The 17,711-nt window shown below is 28.1% G+C and carries 15 protein-coding genes and 4 tRNA genes; 9 read left to right on the forward strand and 10 right to left on the reverse strand.

The window, feature by feature from the left end; translation table 11 throughout:
- Positions 1–167 precede the first annotated feature (167 nt).
- The 4 genes from C4S75_RS08630 to C4S75_RS08645 all read left to right on the forward strand — a co-directional run bounded on the left by C4S75_RS08630 (position 168) and on the right by C4S75_RS08645 (position 2,662).
- Positions 168–881 (forward strand): TIGR00730 family Rossman fold protein, encoded by a 714-nt coding sequence (locus C4S75_RS08630; protein WP_105297895.1) that lies wholly within the window; start codon positions 168–170, stop codon positions 879–881.
- 62 nt (positions 882–943) lie between these two features.
- The gene (locus C4S75_RS08635) at positions 944–1,417 is read left to right on the forward strand and encodes a DUF6702 family protein (RefSeq protein ID WP_146105600.1); all 474 of its coding nucleotides are present in this window, start codon (positions 944–946) and stop codon (positions 1,415–1,417) included.
- 61 nt (positions 1,418–1,478) lie between these two features.
- Positions 1,479–1,955, forward strand: coding sequence for a lipocalin family protein (locus C4S75_RS08640; protein WP_105297897.1), 477 nt, complete (start codon positions 1,479–1,481; stop codon positions 1,953–1,955).
- 29 nt (positions 1,956–1,984) lie between these two features.
- Positions 1,985–2,662: an OmpA family protein gene (locus tag C4S75_RS08645; protein ID WP_105297898.1), complete on the forward strand. Its 678-nt coding sequence runs from the start codon at positions 1,985–1,987 to the stop codon at positions 2,660–2,662.
- Positions 2,663–2,727: 65 nt separating this feature from the next.
- Here the strand turns inward: C4S75_RS08645 and C4S75_RS08650 are convergent, their stop codons facing one another.
- From C4S75_RS08650 to C4S75_RS08660, 3 genes are all read right to left on the reverse strand, one after another.
- Positions 2,728–3,075, reverse strand: coding sequence for a hypothetical protein (locus C4S75_RS08650; RefSeq protein WP_105297899.1), 348 nt, complete (start codon positions 3,073–3,075; stop codon positions 2,728–2,730).
- Positions 3,076–3,243: 168 nt separating this feature from the next.
- Positions 3,244–3,326: transfer RNA gene (locus C4S75_RS08655), tRNA-Leu, on the reverse strand.
- A gap of 121 nt (positions 3,327–3,447) precedes the next feature.
- Entirely contained in the window at positions 3,448–4,287 is an 840-nt protein-coding gene (locus C4S75_RS08660) for an AraC family transcriptional regulator (RefSeq protein WP_146105601.1), read from the reverse strand.
- 150 nt (positions 4,288–4,437) lie between these two features.
- On the opposite strand from C4S75_RS08660, the gene C4S75_RS08665 reads away from it, so the two are divergent.
- The 3 genes from C4S75_RS08665 (at position 4,438) to C4S75_RS08675 (ending at position 7,627) form a co-directional block, all read left to right on the forward strand.
- Positions 4,438–5,574, forward strand: a complete 1,137-nt coding sequence (locus C4S75_RS08665; RefSeq protein WP_105297901.1) for an acyltransferase — start codon at positions 4,438–4,440, stop codon at positions 5,572–5,574.
- A gap of 124 nt (positions 5,575–5,698) precedes the next feature.
- Positions 5,699–6,541: an AraC family transcriptional regulator gene (locus C4S75_RS08670; RefSeq protein WP_105297902.1), complete on the forward strand. Its 843-nt coding sequence runs from the start codon at positions 5,699–5,701 to the stop codon at positions 6,539–6,541.
- A 177-nt stretch (positions 6,542–6,718) separates the two neighbouring features.
- A complete protein-coding gene (locus tag C4S75_RS08675) occupies positions 6,719–7,627 on the forward strand; it encodes a nuclear transport factor 2 family protein (protein WP_146105602.1) in 909 nt (302 codons plus the stop codon).
- 140 nt (positions 7,628–7,767) lie between these two features.
- On the opposite strand, the gene C4S75_RS08680 is transcribed toward C4S75_RS08675, so the two are convergent.
- From C4S75_RS08680 to C4S75_RS08695, 4 genes are all read right to left on the reverse strand, one after another.
- On the reverse strand, positions 7,768–9,555 hold the full coding sequence (locus C4S75_RS08680) for a T9SS type A sorting domain-containing protein (RefSeq protein WP_105297903.1): 1,788 nt from the start codon (positions 9,553–9,555) through the stop codon (positions 7,768–7,770).
- Positions 9,556–9,710: 155 nt separating this feature from the next.
- Complete coding sequence (locus C4S75_RS08685; protein WP_105297904.1) at positions 9,711–11,432, reverse strand: T9SS type A sorting domain-containing protein; 1,722 nt, start codon at positions 11,430–11,432, stop codon at positions 9,711–9,713.
- 156 nt (positions 11,433–11,588) lie between these two features.
- The gene (locus tag C4S75_RS08690; protein ID WP_105297905.1) at positions 11,589–13,373 is read right to left on the reverse strand and encodes a T9SS type A sorting domain-containing protein; all 1,785 of its coding nucleotides are present in this window, start codon (positions 13,371–13,373) and stop codon (positions 11,589–11,591) included.
- A gap of 549 nt (positions 13,374–13,922) precedes the next feature.
- Positions 13,923–15,611 carry a T9SS type A sorting domain-containing protein gene (locus C4S75_RS08695; RefSeq protein ID WP_105297906.1) on the reverse strand — a complete coding sequence of 563 codons (1,689 nt, stop codon included), beginning with the start codon at positions 15,609–15,611 and terminating at the stop codon, positions 13,923–13,925.
- Between the two features lie 387 nt (positions 15,612–15,998).
- On the opposite strand from C4S75_RS08695, the gene C4S75_RS08700 reads away from it, so the two are divergent.
- Positions 15,999–16,499, forward strand: coding sequence for an endonuclease V (locus C4S75_RS08700; protein WP_105297907.1), 501 nt, complete (start codon positions 15,999–16,001; stop codon positions 16,497–16,499).
- 263 nt (positions 16,500–16,762) lie between these two features.
- On the opposite strand, the gene C4S75_RS08705 is transcribed toward C4S75_RS08700, so the two are convergent.
- The 3 genes from C4S75_RS08705 to C4S75_RS08715 form a co-directional block, all read right to left on the reverse strand.
- Positions 16,763–16,835: transfer RNA gene (locus C4S75_RS08705), tRNA-Lys, on the reverse strand.
- 46 nt (positions 16,836–16,881) lie between these two features.
- Positions 16,882–16,954: transfer RNA gene (locus C4S75_RS08710), tRNA-Lys, on the reverse strand.
- A 39-nt stretch (positions 16,955–16,993) separates the two neighbouring features.
- Positions 16,994–17,066: transfer RNA gene (locus tag C4S75_RS08715), tRNA-Lys, on the reverse strand.
- A 115-nt stretch (positions 17,067–17,181) separates the two neighbouring features.
- Here C4S75_RS08715 and C4S75_RS08720 point away from each other — a divergent pair.
- Positions 17,182–17,703, forward strand: coding sequence for a shikimate kinase (locus C4S75_RS08720; protein ID WP_105297908.1), 522 nt, complete (start codon positions 17,182–17,184; stop codon positions 17,701–17,703).
- Positions 17,704–17,711 lie beyond the last annotated feature (8 nt).

Genomic DNA, 17,711 nt, shown 5'->3' on the forward strand with positions numbered 1-17,711 from the left:
AATTGATATATTATTTTCTTATTTTAAAAAATCTAAAATATTTTGCTAAAAAAATTGATACTTCCTCGTGAAAATAGTAAAATTTTAATAAAATGATTAACAATTTTATGATGTAGAAATCGTAATAAACAGTAATTTTGCTGTACATGTAATTTAAATATTAAAAAATGCATAATTCAGAAAATAAAGAGTTTATAGCTCAGAATTTTAATCAAAAAAATTGGAATGAAATAAAAACGCGGGACAGTTGGATGCTTTTTAAACTTATGGCTGAGTTTACCAACGGTTTTGAAACAATGACTAAAATAGGCCCTTGCGTATCCATATTCGGTTCTGCTCGAACTAATCCTGATAATAAATATTATCAATTAACGGAAGAAATTTCTTATAAGCTTACTAAAATAGGTTTTGGTATTATTACGGGAGGAGGACCCGGAATTATGGAAGCGGGAAATAAAGGAGCACAGGCTGCAGGTGGAAAATCAATTGGTTTAAATATTGAATTACCTTTTGAAACAGGTAGCAATCCGTATGTTGATCATAAATTAAGTATGAATTTCAATTATTTTTTTGTCAGGAAAGTTATGTTTCTCAAATATTCGCAAGGTTTTATTGTTATGCCCGGCGGTTTGGGAACTATGGATGAGTTGTTTGAAGCTTTAACTTTAATTCAAACAAAAAAAACAAGTAAATTCCCGATTGTATTGGTTGGTACAGACTATTGGACCGGATTATTGGAATGGATGCGAAAGTCTATGCTTGAAGATAAATATATTAAGGAAATTGATTTTAGTTTGTTCCGACTAGTTGATACTGCTGATGAAGCAGTAGGACACATCCATGCTTTTTATAATAAATACAGTATTAAACAAAATTTTTAAAACTATTTGGCATTAAATTTGTTTGCAGTTGCAGAATGAGTGATAATATAATTCAACCTATAATGAAAAAGTTTATTCTTTTTTTTGTTTTATCTTTTATATGTTTAGGTTTCTATAATTTTTATTCTTCGGATTTTTTTACTTCGATAACTAAAGTGGAATATGTTTCCAGCAGCAAAACATTAAAAGTTTCTTCAAAAGTTAACCTTGAACATATTGAACAAACTATTGGAAAAAAAGTTAATTCCAACGATTTTGATATCGCATTAAATAAATATCTTCAAAATAACGTTAAAATAAGTATAGATGATACTCCTGTGAATTTTACTTTTTCTTCTAAAAATCCGGATGGAAATGTAGTTTGGATTTATTATGAGGTATCGGGTATCAATTCGGTTTCATCAATCACTATAAAGAATTCTTTGTTATTGGATAAATTTCCTGATCAGCAGAATTTTATAAATTTTATCGTCAATGGACAAAAGAAATCTTTAGTGTGTAAAAAAGGTTCTGAAAGTGGAAAACTAACTTTTTAATCGATTGATTCAACGTAAGTTTTTAATTAATAATAATTATGAATTAAAATAAATTTCTTTTATGAAAAAATTAATGATTTTAGGAATTTTGAGCATGTTTATTTTTTATTCTTGCTCTTCTTCAAATTCTGTTGCTCTTGACAGATCTTCTCAAAGAGATGTAAGAGGTACATGGAATCTTGACCGCGTTTCATATTCTGAAAACCTGGTAAAGGTTAAAGCTTTTGATGAATATGATGCCCAATGTTTAAAAAACAGTGTATGGTATTTTATTGCTAATAATAACAGAGGTAATTTTACTTTGCAGGGAGGCAATACTTGTCCGGCTTTAACTCAAAACTTTACTTGGTATATCGATAAGCAAAACATGCTTGTTTTAAAATTGCTTAATGAAGGTGATAAAGCAAGAAAAGTAACTACAGGAACTACGTATTTATATGAAATTCTTTCTGAAAATGAATTTAAATTAAGTCAGGTTATCAGCGGGGTTACTATTACTTATCATTTCAGTAAATTATCATCCGGTAAATTAAAATAAATAACTTGAAATACACTATATATATAATTATGAAATCAATATTTACAAGATTAACTTTAATCTTATTATCTGTTAGCATTCTAATGTCTTGTAACACCAACGACACCCAAAAAGGTGCCGGTTTAGGAGCTGTTGCAGGAGGTGTTTTAGGTGCTGTAATTGGAAATAATGTAGGAAATAAAAACAATGCTGCTTTAGGAGCCGTTATCGGTGCTGCCGTAGGTGGAACCACCGGAGGTTTAATTGGACACAAAATGGATCAACAAGCACGTCAAATACAAGAAAGTGTACCGGGTGCTTCCGTTGAACGTGTAGGGGAAGGAATTAAAGTTGTACTTAATGAAAATGCTATTCGTTTTGATTTTGATAAAGCTACTTTAACTCCTACTGCTCAACAAAATTTAGATAAAATTGTATCTGTTTTTAAACAATACCCGGATACTAATATTGGTATTTTCGGATATACTGACGCAAAAGGTGCAGATCAATATAATTTAAATTTATCTGAAAACAGAGCAAAAAGTGTTGCTAATTATTTATCCAGTAATGGTATCAGCTCCAGCCGATTCACCATTAAAGGTTTTGGTAAAGCGGATCCAATTGGAGATAACAGCACTGAAGCCGGTAGAGCTTTAAATAGAAGAGTTGAATTTTCTATTACTGCCAACGAAAAAATGATTCGTGATGCAAAAGCTGAATCCAACTAATTAATATATTTTATACTTTATATAATTTTGAATAGAAAGACAGACGAAAGTTTGTCTTTTTTATTTTAAATATCCAATAATTTTTCATCCATGAAATATTGGATGATTGCTTTTTTCATAAGCAAAGTTTGCTCATTAGGCTTTAAATCGGGCAGCTTTTCAATTAATTTATAATGCGGCCAGTTGTCTTTATCATATCCATCGAGTTTATAATATCCAAAAGGTTCCAATAACTTGCATACGGCTATATGTATCAGGTTCATTTTTTCGTCTTTTTTATACTTTTTATATCCTAATCCTAATTCTTGCAAACCAATTAAAAATATCATCGTATTTAAATCGGGAATATCCTCATGTGCAAACTTCTCTTTGAAAAATTGTTCAATTTTACTCCAAAGTTGGGCTTCGTTCATTTTCAAGTCAAATTTTTATTCACGTAAATTTATAATAAAATTTAATTTTAAATTGAATACTTGTTTACAATTGTTGAAATTAAGCTATGAATGGGTATTTTAAAAATAAATTTACTTAGCAATATATTGCAAAAAAAGGTAAAATTTATTTTATTAATTTGAAGAAAGTACTCACGACCGGATTCGAACCGGCACATCCTATGGACACCACCCCCTCAAGATGGCGTGTCTACCAATTCCACCACGTGAGTTTAAAAGTTGTTTATTTTTAGCTTTGCAAATATACTAATATTAGTATTTCACCTCTAAGGTAATTTTAAATTTTTCCATACTTAGATAAGTAATTTTTTTAGTCTAATTTTTCGACAGTTATTACCTTCCCGTTAGAAAAAATCTTTTTCTATATTCATTGGGTGTGCAATTTTTAATTTTCTTAAAAATTCTATTGTAATAAGGCACATCCTTGAAACCTGAATAATAACATACTTCAGCAATGGTCATATTGGTTTTTTGAATCATTTGACAGGAAGATTCCACTCTAAATTCATTTAAGTAAGTCATCAAAGATTTACCCATCATCTTTTTAAAGAAAATACAAAATGACGATTTATTCATATTCACTAATTGGGACATTTCTTCTAAAGTGATGGTATTTTGATAATTGTTCATTATATAAAGCTGTATTTTTTGCAACCGAAGGATTTGTTTATCTTCCTCTATTCGGTTACCTGCTAAAATCCTATGATCGGAATTACCTAGTAATGTTAATATTTGAATGAAAGATGAAATCCTTTCAATCTCCGATTGATCAATCATCTGTTTCAAAATTTTTTGAAGTTTCGCCAGATGAGCTCCTATAAATGATATTGCTTGTTTATAATTTTGTATTTTTTGGATGTATGGGTGCAATTCGTTAAAAGTTAATTTACAATTATCAAGAAATCGATCAGAAAATGTAAGGGTTATGTTCTCAATCTTACCTTCCGCATCATAATCAGATTCTTCAAAAAGCCAACAATGAGGGATATGAGGGGGGATAAGAACGATTTCGTTGCGTTGAAAGGGTTCGAGCCGATCCCCCATTTTTCTGGTTCCACTGCCGGTTATTATGTAGGATAATTCCCATGTTTTTTGTTCATGGAAAGTTACCTGTTCATTCCAATATATTTTTACATGATCAAATCGAAAAGATTGATTTTCAAATGTTGGCAAGTGAATGTATTTGATATTTTTATACACTTACTAATATTACGCATTATTTGTATACAAATATAAGACAATAATAATAGAATATATTTCAATAGTTCAACTAATCATTAGTTTACTTTTGTTATCCAAATAAGAAATCAATATCTTCTAATAATGAAAAATATAACGGATTTAAAAGCTTCCAAGCCACATTATGTAATTCTTGACGGTTTACGAGGAGTTGCTGCTATTATGGTAGTTTTATTCCATGTTCTTGAAATTTATACGGGCGGTGATCATAGCTTACAAATTATAAACCATGGATACTTGGCTGTAGATTTTTTCTTTATGTTATCCGGATTTGTCTTGGGATATGCATACGATGATCGCTGGGGAAGTATGACTTTAAAAGATTTTTTTAAACGCCGTATCATTCGTCTTCATCCTATGATTATTGCCGGAATGCTTTTAGGAGCTTTATTATATTATTTCCAGGATGCTCCTTCATTGGGATGGAAAGCTACTTCTGATGTTTCTCTTTTGAAATTAGTTCTATTGATGATTATCGGCATGTTTTTAATTCCTGTGGGCAAAGGTTTAGACATTCGCGGGTGGAATGAAATGTATCCGCTGAACGGTCCTGCCTGGTCCTTATTTCTTGAATATATAGCCAATATCATTTATGCCCTTATTTTACGAAGAATCAGCAAATTAATGCTTTCTATTTTGGTACTTGTTGCTGCCGGAGTTACGATTCAATATGCGTTTACAAATCCGATAGGTGACATCATTGGGGGATGGTCTATTGATGACCCTATTCAGTTAAGAATCGGTTTTACCCGTTTAGCTTTTCCTTTTTTAGCCGGATTATTGTTAGCCAGGATTGGAAAACTTCGTTTTATTAATCATGCTTTTTTGATAACTTCTCTTTTGTTGATCATACTTTTATCCGTACCTCATTTAGGAGGTGAAAATAACCTATGGAATCGCTGGTATGAGTGTATATGTTTAATGATTTTCTTTCCTCTGATTATATGGCTGGGCGCAGGAGGAAAAATAAAGGATCCGAAAGCCATGACAGTATGTAAATTTTTGGGAGACATCTCCTACCCTATTTATATTACCCATTTTCCATTTATTAATATTTATATGGCTTACATTGCCAATCATCAACTTTCATTGGAGCAATCATGGCAATATGGATTGCTGGTAGTTTTAATTTCCATCATTGTTGCTTATTTGTCCATGAAATTTTATGATATGCCGATTCGAGAATGGTTACGTAAACGATTTTTAAATTATAAAAAATAATCAATTAGTTTTTCGAAACAGAGATATTTTTATGCAAAAGCATAAACAGTATCATAAAAATGTGTATAAAATAATGCATTGTTTATATGACTTCGATTTTTTTATCTTTGTATAAAATTTTCTTTTGAAATCTTACACCTTTAATGAACTTTTACCTTTTGGTTTCGAAATAAAAAATTTGACTCAGATGAATCAAAGGGCATGTTCTATAACCAGTAAGCCGCATAGAACAAATTTTTATCAAATTATACGGATTACAAGCGGTAAAACAATTCAAAAAGTAGATTTTAGTCCGATTGAAGTCAGGGAAGGACAAATTTTATTTATCGGCAAAGATCAAGTTTTATCTTTTGATGTGGAATCTACCTATACGGGTGAAATTATTTTGTTTACTGATGATTTTTATATTCGTAATGAATACGAAAGGCGCTTGATTAAGCAATCGGAGCTTTTCAACCCTTTTACCAAAAATATTCCTATTGAAACGCATGAATATTTAGATTCAATTTGGGAATTGATGAAAAAAATCTATTCTCCTGAACAAGATCCTTATATTCCCGATGTTTTACATCATTTACTGAGTAGTTTTCTAATTTATTCAAAAAAAATTACTAGTCATTCGTTAAATATTCTTTCTTCTTCGTGTTATTCTGTTACTTTAGAGTTTTCACTCGCAGTAGAAAAAAATTACAAGATCCTGCGAAAAGTAAATGATTATGTCTCCGGTTTGGGTATATCGCCCAAAGCTTTATCAAAAGCTCTTAAAAACACTGTCGGTAAAAGTCCCAAAGAATATATTGATGAACGAATTTTATTAGAAGCAAAAAGACTTTTGGTTTACAGTGAACTCAATATAAAGGAAATTTCTTTTGAACTGGGATTTGACGAACCCACCAATTTCAGCAAATTTTTTAGAAAGTGGGTAGGTATTAGCCCTATCGATTTTAAAAAGCAACACCTGTCTTAAATTTATCAGCTTTGGCATACTTTTTATCATTACACTCATAAAATCCACACTTACCTTTACACGAATAAAATTCTTACAACAGTTGAATTACACTGAATACGCCTGTTTTTATAAACATAAAAATTAAAAATACCTATAAGTGAATTGATGAATAATAAATAATTAATTTATAATAATATGAAAAAAATAAGTTATCTAGCAGCGGTAGTCGGAATAGCTTTGTTAGCAGTTTCTTGCAACCAAACTAAAAAAGAACCTGTTGAAGCTACGGATCAAACGAACACTGAAAAGGTAGAAGATCATACCGCGGAAAACGAAGAACCCTCTAATAAAGAAAAAGTTAGGGAGTTACTTTCTTCATTTAGCACAGGAAATGAAGCACCGTTGAAATACATTAATCCAAATAAGTATATTCAACACAATTTGGGAGCAGCTGACGGCGTTGAAGGTTTTAAGACCCTTGTGAAAAGTTTATCAGCTTCTAAACCGAGTGTTAACATTGTACGTATGTTAAGTGACGGGGATTATGTTGTTGCCCAAACGGAATATGGGTATAAAACTCCAACCGTTGGATTTGATATTTTCCGTTTTGAAAACGGATTAATTGTAGAACATTGGGACAATTTACAAGCTGAACAACCGAAGAATCCAAGCGGACATACGTTAATAGATGGGGATACTACTATTAAAGAAACCGATGAGGCCGGATTGAAAGCAAACAAAGCGGTAGCCGAAGGTTTTGTTACGGATGTCTTGATGGGTAAAAATCCTTCCAACTTAGAAAATTATTTTAACGGAAATAATTACATTCAACACCACCCACTCATTGGTGACGGGTTAGACGGATTAAAAGCCGGCTTAGAGAAATTGAATAAAATGGGACTTACTTTCAAATATACTCAAATTCACAAAATTTTAGGAGAAGGAAATTATGTATTAGTAGTTTCTGAAGGCGTTATGGCCAATAAACCCACTTCTTTCTATGATTTATTCAGAATTGAAAATGGTAAAATTGCTGAACATTGGGATATTGTGGAAACCATACCTGCGAATGCTGAGCATAAAAATAAAAACGGTAAATTCTAATTGATAATTATCGATAAGATTAGTTAAAAATATTAGATATATTAAAAAAAATACTTTTAAAAATCTAACTAATTTGTTAAATTTAATTTATATAAAAAAAACCTGCTGTATAGCAGGTTTTCACTCTTTTAATTTTTAAATTATTTTTTAATAATTTTCTTAGTAACTATACCTTGATCGGTTGCAAGATTCACGATATAAATTCCTGCAGGTAAATCTTGTAAATCCAATTCATTATTTATTATCCTTGGATACCTTTTAACTTCTTTTCCTGCATAATTGTAAACATTTGCTGATGTTACCTTAGCTGCAGTATTTATTTTTAATATATCTATTACCGGATTAGGAAATAATTGTATTGATTCTGTTTCATTTTTTTGAGGACCTACCCATACAAATCCTTCCGGTATATTTTCATTTATATTTCTTGAAGCAAATGATACAGTATTTTTTATCTTTACTTCATATTCTAAAACAAAATTTGGAATTAATTCATTTTTCATTTTACAAATCAAAGTTTTGCCTGCATTTTCCGGGCCGGCATAAAATTTACCTTTTAGTGCATAGACGCCGACTTCTTGTTGAGTTGTTTTATCATACCAGGTATAGGTCGTATATTTTCCATCAATACTATATTCTGATGATAAATCTATCAATTCAAAAATCCCTTTATCTCCTCCTTGAAGCGTTGCTTGTGGGTTTAATTTTAAATATTTAATTGTAAGAAAATTACCTTTTAAAGTGGATAGCTTTAAATTGTTATAATACCCAGTTAATTCACTTATCTTATGAACTTTCGGAACTAGCAATTGAGATACCTTATTATCATTAAAATAAAAGTATTTTAAATTAACATTTTTAGATACATCTAAAGTTGTTAATAGATTATAATTACAATATAATTCTTTCAAATTAACATTTTTAGAGACATCCAACGTTGTTAATTGATTATAAGAACAATCTAGATCTTTCAAATTAACATTTTTAGAGATACCCAAGGTTGTTAGTTTATTATTAGAACAACTTAAATATGTTAAATTAATACTTTTAGATATATCTATAGTTGTTAATTGATTTTTAAAACAAATTAAATATGTTAAATTAACATTTTTAGAGACATCCAAGGTTGTTAATTGATTATAAAAACAACGTAAATCTGTTAAATTAACATTTTTAGATACATCCAAGGTTGTTAATTGATTATAAAAACAACGTAAATCTGTTAAATTAACATTTTTAGATACATCCAATACTATTAATTGATTGGATTCACAATTTAATAATGTTAAATTAACATTTTTAGAAACATCCAAAGCCTTTAGCTTATTGTAGTAACATTTTAATTGTTTCAAATTAACATTTTTAGATATATCCAAGAATGTTATTGGATTAAAACTACAATTTAAATTTATTAGATTAACATTTTTAGATACATCCAAAGTTTTTAATTGATTTCTATCACAATATAATTCTGTTAGATTAACATTTTTAGATACATCCAAAGCTGTTAAGTAATCTCCAGCACAATCTAAATATTCTAAATTCTTAAAATATCTCCCATCAAAAACTCCATTAAAGTTATAGGCGCCTATATCTAATTTAGTTAAAACTTTAAAATTATTATTAGTAGTTTTCCATGTAAATGCCCCGGATAATTTTGTAAAAATAATCTCCGGATTACCATTGATAGCCTTAGTCATTTCTTCCCAGGTTAACCCCGCCAGTTCATAATTCCATTTTTGTTTATTTTCCGAATATTGCATAAAAAAATTCAATATTCCATATACATCCATCGCGTCATAATTAGTGGTGGTGGATGCTACAAAATGTTCTTTTAAGTAATTTTCTTGTTTAGAAATATCAACGGTTGCCAAAAGTGGTGTTGCTATAAAACACCACAATAAAATAAAAAGTAGATTTTTTTTCATAACATTTTTTTATTTATTACTTATGTATGCTAATATAATATATTTATTTTATTTTAACCTTGTTTGAAAATAAATATTTTAATTTTTATTCTATAATTTATTTTCAATAAAAAAAACCTGCTGTATAGCAGGTTTTCACTCTTTTAATTTTTAAATTATTTTTTAATAATTTTCTTAGTAACTATTCCTTGATCGGTTGTAAGATTCACGATATAAATTCCCGCAGGTAAATCTTGTAAATCCAATTCATTATTTATTATCCTTGGATATCTTTTAACTTCTTTTCCTGAATAATTGTAAACATTTGCTGATGTTACCTTAGCTGCAGTATTTATTTTTAATATATCTATTACCGGATTAGGAAATAGTTGTATTGATTCTGTTTCATTTTTTTGAGGACCTACCCATACAAATCCTTCCGGTATATTTTCATTTATATTTCTTGATGCAAATGATACGGTATTTTTTATCTTTACTTCATATTCTAAAACAAAGTTTGGAATTAATTCATTTTTCATTTTACAGATCAAAGTTTTGCCTGCATTTTCCGGGCCGGCATAAAATTTACCTTTTAGTGCATAGACGCCGACTTCTTGTTGAGTTGTTTTATCATACCAGGTATAGGTCGTATATTTTCCATCAATACTATATTCTGATGATAAATCTATCAATTCAAAAATCCCTTTATCTCCTCCTTGAAGCGTTGCTTGTGGGTTTAATTTTAAATATTTAATTGTAAGAAAATTACCTTTTAAAGTGGATAGCTTTAAATTGTTATAATACCCAGTTAATTCACTTATCTTATGAACTTTCGGAACTAGCAATTGAGATACCTTATTATCATTAAAATAAAAGTATTTTAAATTAACATTTTTAGATACATCTAAAGTTGTTAATTGATTTCTATAACAATATAATTCTGTTAGATTAACATTTTTAGAGACATCCAAGACTGTTAATTGATTTCTATAACAATATAATTCTGTTAGATTAACATTTTTAGAGACATCCAAGACTGTTAATTGATTTTCAAAACAACGTAAATTTTTTAAATTAACATTTTTTGATACATCCAAGGCTGTTAATTGATTTGAATAACAAAATAAATCATTTAAATTAACATTTTTTGATACATCCAAAGTAGTTAATTGATTATAAAAACAACCTAAATATGTTAAATTAACATTTTTAGACACATCTATAGTTGTTAATTGATTCATATAACAATTTAAATATGTTAAATTAATATTTTTAGATACATCCAAAGCTTTTAGCTTATTGTAGTAACATTTTAATTGTTTCAAATTAACATTTTTAGATATATCCAAGAATGTTAACGGATTAAAACTACAATTTAAATTTATTAGATTAACATTTTTAGATACATCCAAAGTTTTTAATTGATTTCTATCACAATATAATTCTGTTAGATTAACATTTTTAGATACATCCAAGGATGTTAAGTAATCCCCATCACAATCTAAATATTCTAAATTCTTAAAATATCTTCCATCAAAAACTCCATTAAAGTATTTGGCGCCTATATTTAATTTAGTTAAAACTTTAAAATTATTACTAGTTTTCCATGTAAATACTCCGGATAATTTTGTAAAAATAACCTCCGGATTACCATTAATAGCCTTAGCCATTTCTTCCCAGGTTAATCCCGCCAGTTCATAATTCCATTTTTGTTTATTTTCCGAATATTGCATAAAAAAATTCAATATTCCATATACATCCATCGCGTCGTAATTGGTGGTTGTGGATATTACAAAATGTTCTCTCAAGTAATTTTCTTGTTTAGAAATATCAACTGTTGCCAACATTGGTGTGGTTATAAAACACCACAATAAAATAAAAAGTAGATTTTTTTTCATAACATTTTTTTATTTATTATTTATGTATGCTAATATAATATATTTATTTTTATTTTAACCTTGTTTGAAAATAAATATTTTAATTTTTATTCTATAATTTATTTTCAATAAAAAAAACCTGCTGTATAGCAGGTTTTCACTCTTTTAATTTTTAAATTATTTTTTTATGATTTTCTTAGAAAGTATTCCCTGATCGGTTGTAAGATTTACAATATAAATTCCCGCAGATAAATCTTGTAAATCCAATTCATTATTTATTATCCTTGGATATCTTTTAACTTCTTTTCCTGCATAATTGTAAACACTTGCTGATGTTACCTTTGCTGTAATATTTATTTTTAATATATCTATTACCGGATTAGGAAATAAATGTATTGATTCTGTTTCATTTTTTTGAGTATCTACCCATACAAAACCTTCCGGTATGTTTTCTTTTATATTTCTTGATGCAAATGATACGGTATTTTTTATCTTTACTTCATATTCTAAAACAAAGTTTGGAAATAATTCATTTTTCATCTTACAGATCAAAGTTTTGCCTGCATTTTCCGGACCGGCATAAAATTTACCTTTTAGTGCATAGGCGCCGACTTCTTGTTGAGTTGTTTTATCATACCAGGTATAAGTAGTATATTTTCCATCAATAGTATATTCTGATGATATATCCAACACTTCAAAAATACCTTTAGCCCCACCTTGAAGCGTTGCTTGCGGGCTTAATTTTAAAGATTTAATCGTAAGAAAATTCCCTTTTAAAGTGGATAGCTTTAGATTGTTATGATCACCAGTTAATTCACTTATTTTATGAACTTTCGGAATAAGCAATTGAGCTATCTTATTATCACTAAAATAAAAGTATTTTAAATTAAAATTTTTAGAGGCATCCAAGGTTGTTAATTGATTGGAATAACAATTTAATGTTGTCAAATTAACATTTTTAGATACATCTAAGGTTGTTAATTGATTCAAATTACAATTTAATGTTATTAAATTAACATTTTTAGATACATCCAAAGTTGTTAACTGATTGGAATAACAATATAATTCTTTTAAATTAACATTTTTAGATACATCCAAGGTTTTTAATTGATTCGAATAACAATCTAAAAATGTCAGATTACTATTTTTAGAAACTTCTAAGGTTGTTAATTGATTGGAATTACAATTTAAACTATATAAATCAAGATTTTTAGAGACATCCAAGGTTTTCAATTGATTCGAAAAACACTTTATAACAAACAAATTAACATTTTTAGATACATCCAAGGTGGTTAGTTGATTTGAATAAATATTTAAAAGCATTAAATTAACATTTTTAGATACATCCAAGGCTTTTAGCTTATTGGAATAACCATATAATTCCTTCAAATTAACGTTTTTAGATATATCCAATGTGGTTAACCGATTGGATGAACAATTTAAATAAGTTAAATTAATATTTTTGGATACGTCTATAGTTGTTAATTGGTTCGAATTACAATACAACCCCTTCAAATTAACATTTTTAGTTACATCTATAGTTATTAATCGATTGCCAGTACAATATAATGTTTCTAAGTTCTTAAAATAACTTCCATTAAAAACTCCATTATAATTTTTGTAATTTAAGTTAATTCGAGTTAAAACTTTAAAACTATTGGTAACTTTCCATCCTAATCTTCCGGATAATTTTCTAAAAATAACCTCCGGATTACCATTAATAGCCTTAGCCATTTCTTCCCAGGTTAACCCCGCCAGTTCATAATTCCATTTTTTTTCATTTTCCGAATATTGCATAAAAAAATTCAATATTCCATATACATCCATCGCGTCGTAATTGGTGGTTGTGGATATTACAAAATGTTCTCTCAAGTAATTTTCTTGTTTTGAAATATCAACTGTTGCGAATATGGGCGTAGTTATAAAACACCATAATAAAATAAAAAATAGATTTTTTTTCATAACATTTTAGATTATTTTAGATTAATTATGCTAATTTAGTATATTTATTTTTATTTTAACCTTATTTAAAAATAAATATTTATTTTATGAATTATTTTACCCTCTAGTTTCAATTAAAAAAATTTGTCACTTTCCAATATCACATCAACTATTTTTAACATAAAAAACCTGCTAAATAGCAGGTTTTTTTATTATTTATTGGATTATTTCACTTGTTCGATTTTTAATTAAAATATATAAATGTCGAAAAGAGTACCAGACCAACATTATTATTTCAATAATTTTAGAAAAATATAATTCCTTTAATTTAAGCTTATGTTTGAAAAACTATTACATGGTTTTAGTTAATAAATTATAAAATTATCATTATAAGGATTTGATTTAACTATTCTTATATCAAATGTCTTTTTAATCTAAAAAATTTTAATTTCAGTAAAAATAATATTATTAAATCACTTCATTTCAGTTTCTTTATTATCCTTACCTTATTTAAACCAAAAAACCTGCACATCGGCAGGTTTAAATTTTAATTATCTATTATGTTTCTTATTAATTTTTTATAATTATTTTAGAAATAATGCCCTGATCTGTTTTAAAGGCCAACAAATAGGTTCCCGTTGATATATCTTGCAAATTCACAGCATTATGGGTAAAAGATGGAAATCTCTTAACTTCTTTACCAGAAAAGTTATAAACACTTAATGAATGTATTTTAATTGTAGAATTTATTTTTAATACATCTATAATCGGATTAGGATAAACTTGAATTAAATCTGCTAAATTAGCATCCGGTCCCGTTAATTTAAATTCTGAAGGAATCGTTGAGTCTGGCGTCCCCTCATAATTGATTGAATTGGATATACTTACTTCATATTCTAACTCTAAAGAAGGAAATAACTCATTTTTCATTTTGCATATCAACGTTTTACCTATATTAGAAGGCCCGGCAATAAATAATCCTCTTAGCTTATACATACTTACTTCTTGATTAGTAGCTTTATCATACCAGGTATAAGTGGTTACTGTATTATTAATATCATATTCTGAAGATAGATTTATTATTTCAACAAAACCTTTTGTACCTCCTTTTATAATTTCTTGAGGATTTAATTTAAAATTTTTTACTGTTCTGAAGTCTTTACCTTTTATTGTTGAAAATTTTAACTGATTATGGTGACACTCTAACAAATACATATTTTGGGTGGTACTTGTTGTTGATACATCTATAGATGTTAATTGATTATTAAATAAACTGACGGTTACTAAGTTGGGCGTATTTGAAATATTCAATGTGGTTATTTGGTTATTTGCAGAAAATAACCTACCTAACTTAGGTTTATTAGAAACATCTAAAGAAGTTAATTTATTGTCATGGCAATATAATTGTAATAATTTAGGATTATTTGACACATTTAATGAAGTTAAATTATTATTATAACAATATAAATACTCCAAATTTGGATTATTAGAAAATTCTAGAGTGGATAATTTATTATACGCACAGCCCAAATTGTTTAAATTAGGATTATTAGATAAATCTAAAACTTTTAAATTATTATAATCACAACTTAATTTTTCTAATTTATTAAGATTTGACACATCCAATTTTGATAAGGAACATGACCAACAATATAGTTCAATTAAATTAACATTTTTTGATACATCTAAAGATTTAAGATCGTGGTTATTAAAACATTCTAATTTTTTTAAATTTATATTATTGGATACATCTAAACCTTGTAACCAATTACTTGAACAAACTAACTCAACTAAATTTAAATTTTTGGAAACATCAATTTTATGAAAGTTATTTGAGTCAAAACTTATGGATTCTAAATTTTTAAAAAATTTTCCATCAAATTTTTCGTGAAGTTTATTCTTAGTTCCTTTTAATTTACCATTGTAAAGTATTTTTGTCAAAACCTGATAACCATCTTTTTCTTTCCATGTAAACATTCCGGGTATTTTATTTAAAATAGCTTCTGGATTACAAGGAATTGCTTTAACTAAATCTTCCAAGGTTAACCCTACTGCCTCATAATTCCAAACATGTGAATCTTCTGAATATTGCATTAATAAATTCAATATTCCAAGTAAATCCATGGGATCATAATTTGTAGTAGAAGTTGAAACAAATTTTCCATGCACATTTTTTTCGTTTTCCAATACAGATCCCTGTACCCATAAAGGTGTTGATAACATACACCATAATAAAACATAAAGTAGATTTTTTTTCATATTAGTATTATTTTTTAAATTTAGGCTAATTTAAGATAATTAATACATGTGTGAAAATTTATAAGTATAAATAATTAAATTATTTTTTAATTTGAATAATACAATTACTTATTTCTTATAGGGTCCATTATATTAAATGACATCTAATTACTATATCAATTTTAACTAAACACAATACAGACACCAACATATTTTTAAAAATTTTTCTTTAAAAAAATTATGACAACAGATAAATTTTTTAAGGATTTAAGTACTCTTAACTATACATTCCGTAATTAACCACCGTTAAAAAGAGGATTAGTCGTTAATCTTAAAATTTAATTTGAAAATTTCTGTTTAATAAGACAATAAGGAATTACTTTTAAAATAAATTAATATTAAATAAAAATGAAACTTGCTATTGATGTTTATTACTATCCGAACCGAGCAAAAGTTGTGGGTATACTATTTAAAAACTGGGATCAACCCATTCCTAATGATTTAATTACTACATATATTTATGAAGTATCTGAATATGAATCGGGAATGTTTTATAAAAGAGAGCTTCCTTGTATTTTAGAGTTATTGAAGCAAATAAATTTAAAAGATATGAGTCAGATTATAGTTGACGGCTTTGTATATTTAGATGACACCCATCGACCGGGCTTGGGTAAATACTTATTTAATGCATTGGACGAGAAAATTCCAATTATAGGGGTAGCTAAAAATCCTTTTTCTACCGGCAAATCTATTGTTCAGGAAATAACAAGAGGAGAAAGTAAAAAGCCCTTATATATTAGTTCTGTCGGAATTTCACTTAATGAAGCTTCTCAATGTGTTCAAAATATGCATGGTAATTATAGAATTCCCACCCTACTTAAATTATTAGATCAAGAAACCAGAAGATAATTCAAACAATAAATTTTACAATATAAAGTTAAATTTTTAGATAATAGTAAGACAAAAATTTTTGCACAAAAACTTCCAACAGTATTTTCCAACAGTATTTTTAATAACTAATAGCCGTAATTTAAAGAAATATTGAAATAGTATAAATGAATAAAATAAATACTAACACTGAAGTCGAACTTTTTTCTGTTGTTGTTTCTAGTTTGTTTACGTACGCGAAATAAAAAGAGCTACAAAAAATTTGTAACTCATTGATTTTTAAGTGACCCCGGAGAGGCTCGAACTCTCGACCCATTGATTAAGAGTCAATTGCTCTACCAACTGAGCTACGGAGTCATAAACAAGAAAAGCTTGAGAATCTCAAGCGCGAATTTTCAAAATGTGACCTGGCTGGGGCTCGAACCCAGGACCCCAACATTAAAAGTGTTGTGCTCTACCAACTGAGCTACCAGGTCTCCCTAAATGTATATTTAATCTATTCTTTGAATAGATTGTGACCTGGCTGGGGCTCGAACCCAGGACCCCAACATTAAAAGTGTTGTGCTCTACCAACTGAGCTACCAGGTCTTTATTTAGTGTTTGCTAAGCATTTTCGTTTAGCGAGTGCAAATATAATGACTTTTTTTGGGTATGCAAATATATTTGATAAAAAAATATGATATTTGTAAAAAAATCTGATTGTATGATAATTTCTTTATTGGGTTATATGGGAAGTGGTAAATCTACTGTTGGCAAATATCTTGCGAAATCTCTCAACATAACCTTTATTGATTTAGATGAGTATATTTCTGCTCAAGAAAATAAGTCTATTCAAGAAATTTTTTCAATCCATGGAGAAATTTATTTTCGTAAAAAAGAAAATTTTTATCTGAATGAATTATTGAACGGTGACAATATAGTGTTGAGTTTAGGAGGAGGTACTCCTATTTATCATCGTAACATGGATAAAATTAAAGAAAAAAGCTTCTCGTTCTATTTAAAAATGAATGCTTCGGAATTAGCAAAAAGGTTAAGTAATGAAAAAGAACACCGCCCTCTTATTGCGCATTTAGAAGAAAAATCTTTACCGGAATTTATTGCCAAGCATTTATTTGAACGTTCAACATTTTATGAGTCGGCTGCTTATAAGATAGCGGTTAACCAAAAAACTCCGGAAGAAATAAGCAATGAAATTATAGCCGTTCTAAAAAATACTAATTATTAAACATTTAG

The organism is Apibacter sp. wkB309 (assembly GCF_002964915.1).
Classification (GTDB): Bacteria; Bacteroidota; Bacteroidia; order Flavobacteriales; family Weeksellaceae; genus Apibacter.

What these genes read in the sequence shown, in the direction of transcription:
- C4S75_RS08630 (WP_105297895.1), top strand. Translation starts at nt 168, where the DNA reads ATGCATAATTCAGAAAATAAAGAGTTTATAGCTCAGAATTTTAATCAA.
- C4S75_RS08635 (WP_146105600.1), top strand. Translation starts at nt 944, where the DNA reads ATGAAAAAGTTTATTCTTTTTTTTGTTTTATCTTTTATATGTTTAGGT.
- C4S75_RS08640 (WP_105297897.1), top strand. Translation starts at nt 1,479, where the DNA reads ATGAAAAAATTAATGATTTTAGGAATTTTGAGCATGTTTATTTTTTAT.
- C4S75_RS08645 (WP_105297898.1), top strand. Translation starts at nt 1,985, where the DNA reads ATGAAATCAATATTTACAAGATTAACTTTAATCTTATTATCTGTTAGC.
- C4S75_RS08650 (WP_105297899.1), bottom strand. Translation starts at nt 3,075, where the DNA reads ATGAACGAAGCCCAACTTTGGAGTAAAATTGAACAATTTTTCAAAGAG.
- C4S75_RS08665 (WP_105297901.1), top strand. Translation starts at nt 4,438, where the DNA reads ATGAAAAATATAACGGATTTAAAAGCTTCCAAGCCACATTATGTAATT.
- C4S75_RS08675 (WP_146105602.1), top strand. Translation starts at nt 6,719, where the DNA reads ATGAAAAAAATAAGTTATCTAGCAGCGGTAGTCGGAATAGCTTTGTTA.
- C4S75_RS08680 (WP_105297903.1), bottom strand. Translation starts at nt 9,555, where the DNA reads ATGAAAAAAAATCTACTTTTTATTTTATTGTGGTGTTTTATAGCAACA.
- C4S75_RS08685 (WP_105297904.1), bottom strand. Translation starts at nt 11,432, where the DNA reads ATGAAAAAAAATCTACTTTTTATTTTATTGTGGTGTTTTATAACCACA.
- C4S75_RS08690 (WP_105297905.1), bottom strand. Translation starts at nt 13,373, where the DNA reads ATGAAAAAAAATCTATTTTTTATTTTATTATGGTGTTTTATAACTACG.
- C4S75_RS08695 (WP_105297906.1), bottom strand. Translation starts at nt 15,611, where the DNA reads ATGAAAAAAAATCTACTTTATGTTTTATTATGGTGTATGTTATCAACA.
- C4S75_RS08700 (WP_105297907.1), top strand. Translation starts at nt 15,999, where the DNA reads ATGAAACTTGCTATTGATGTTTATTACTATCCGAACCGAGCAAAAGTT.
- C4S75_RS08720 (WP_105297908.1), top strand. Translation starts at nt 17,182, where the DNA reads ATGATAATTTCTTTATTGGGTTATATGGGAAGTGGTAAATCTACTGTT.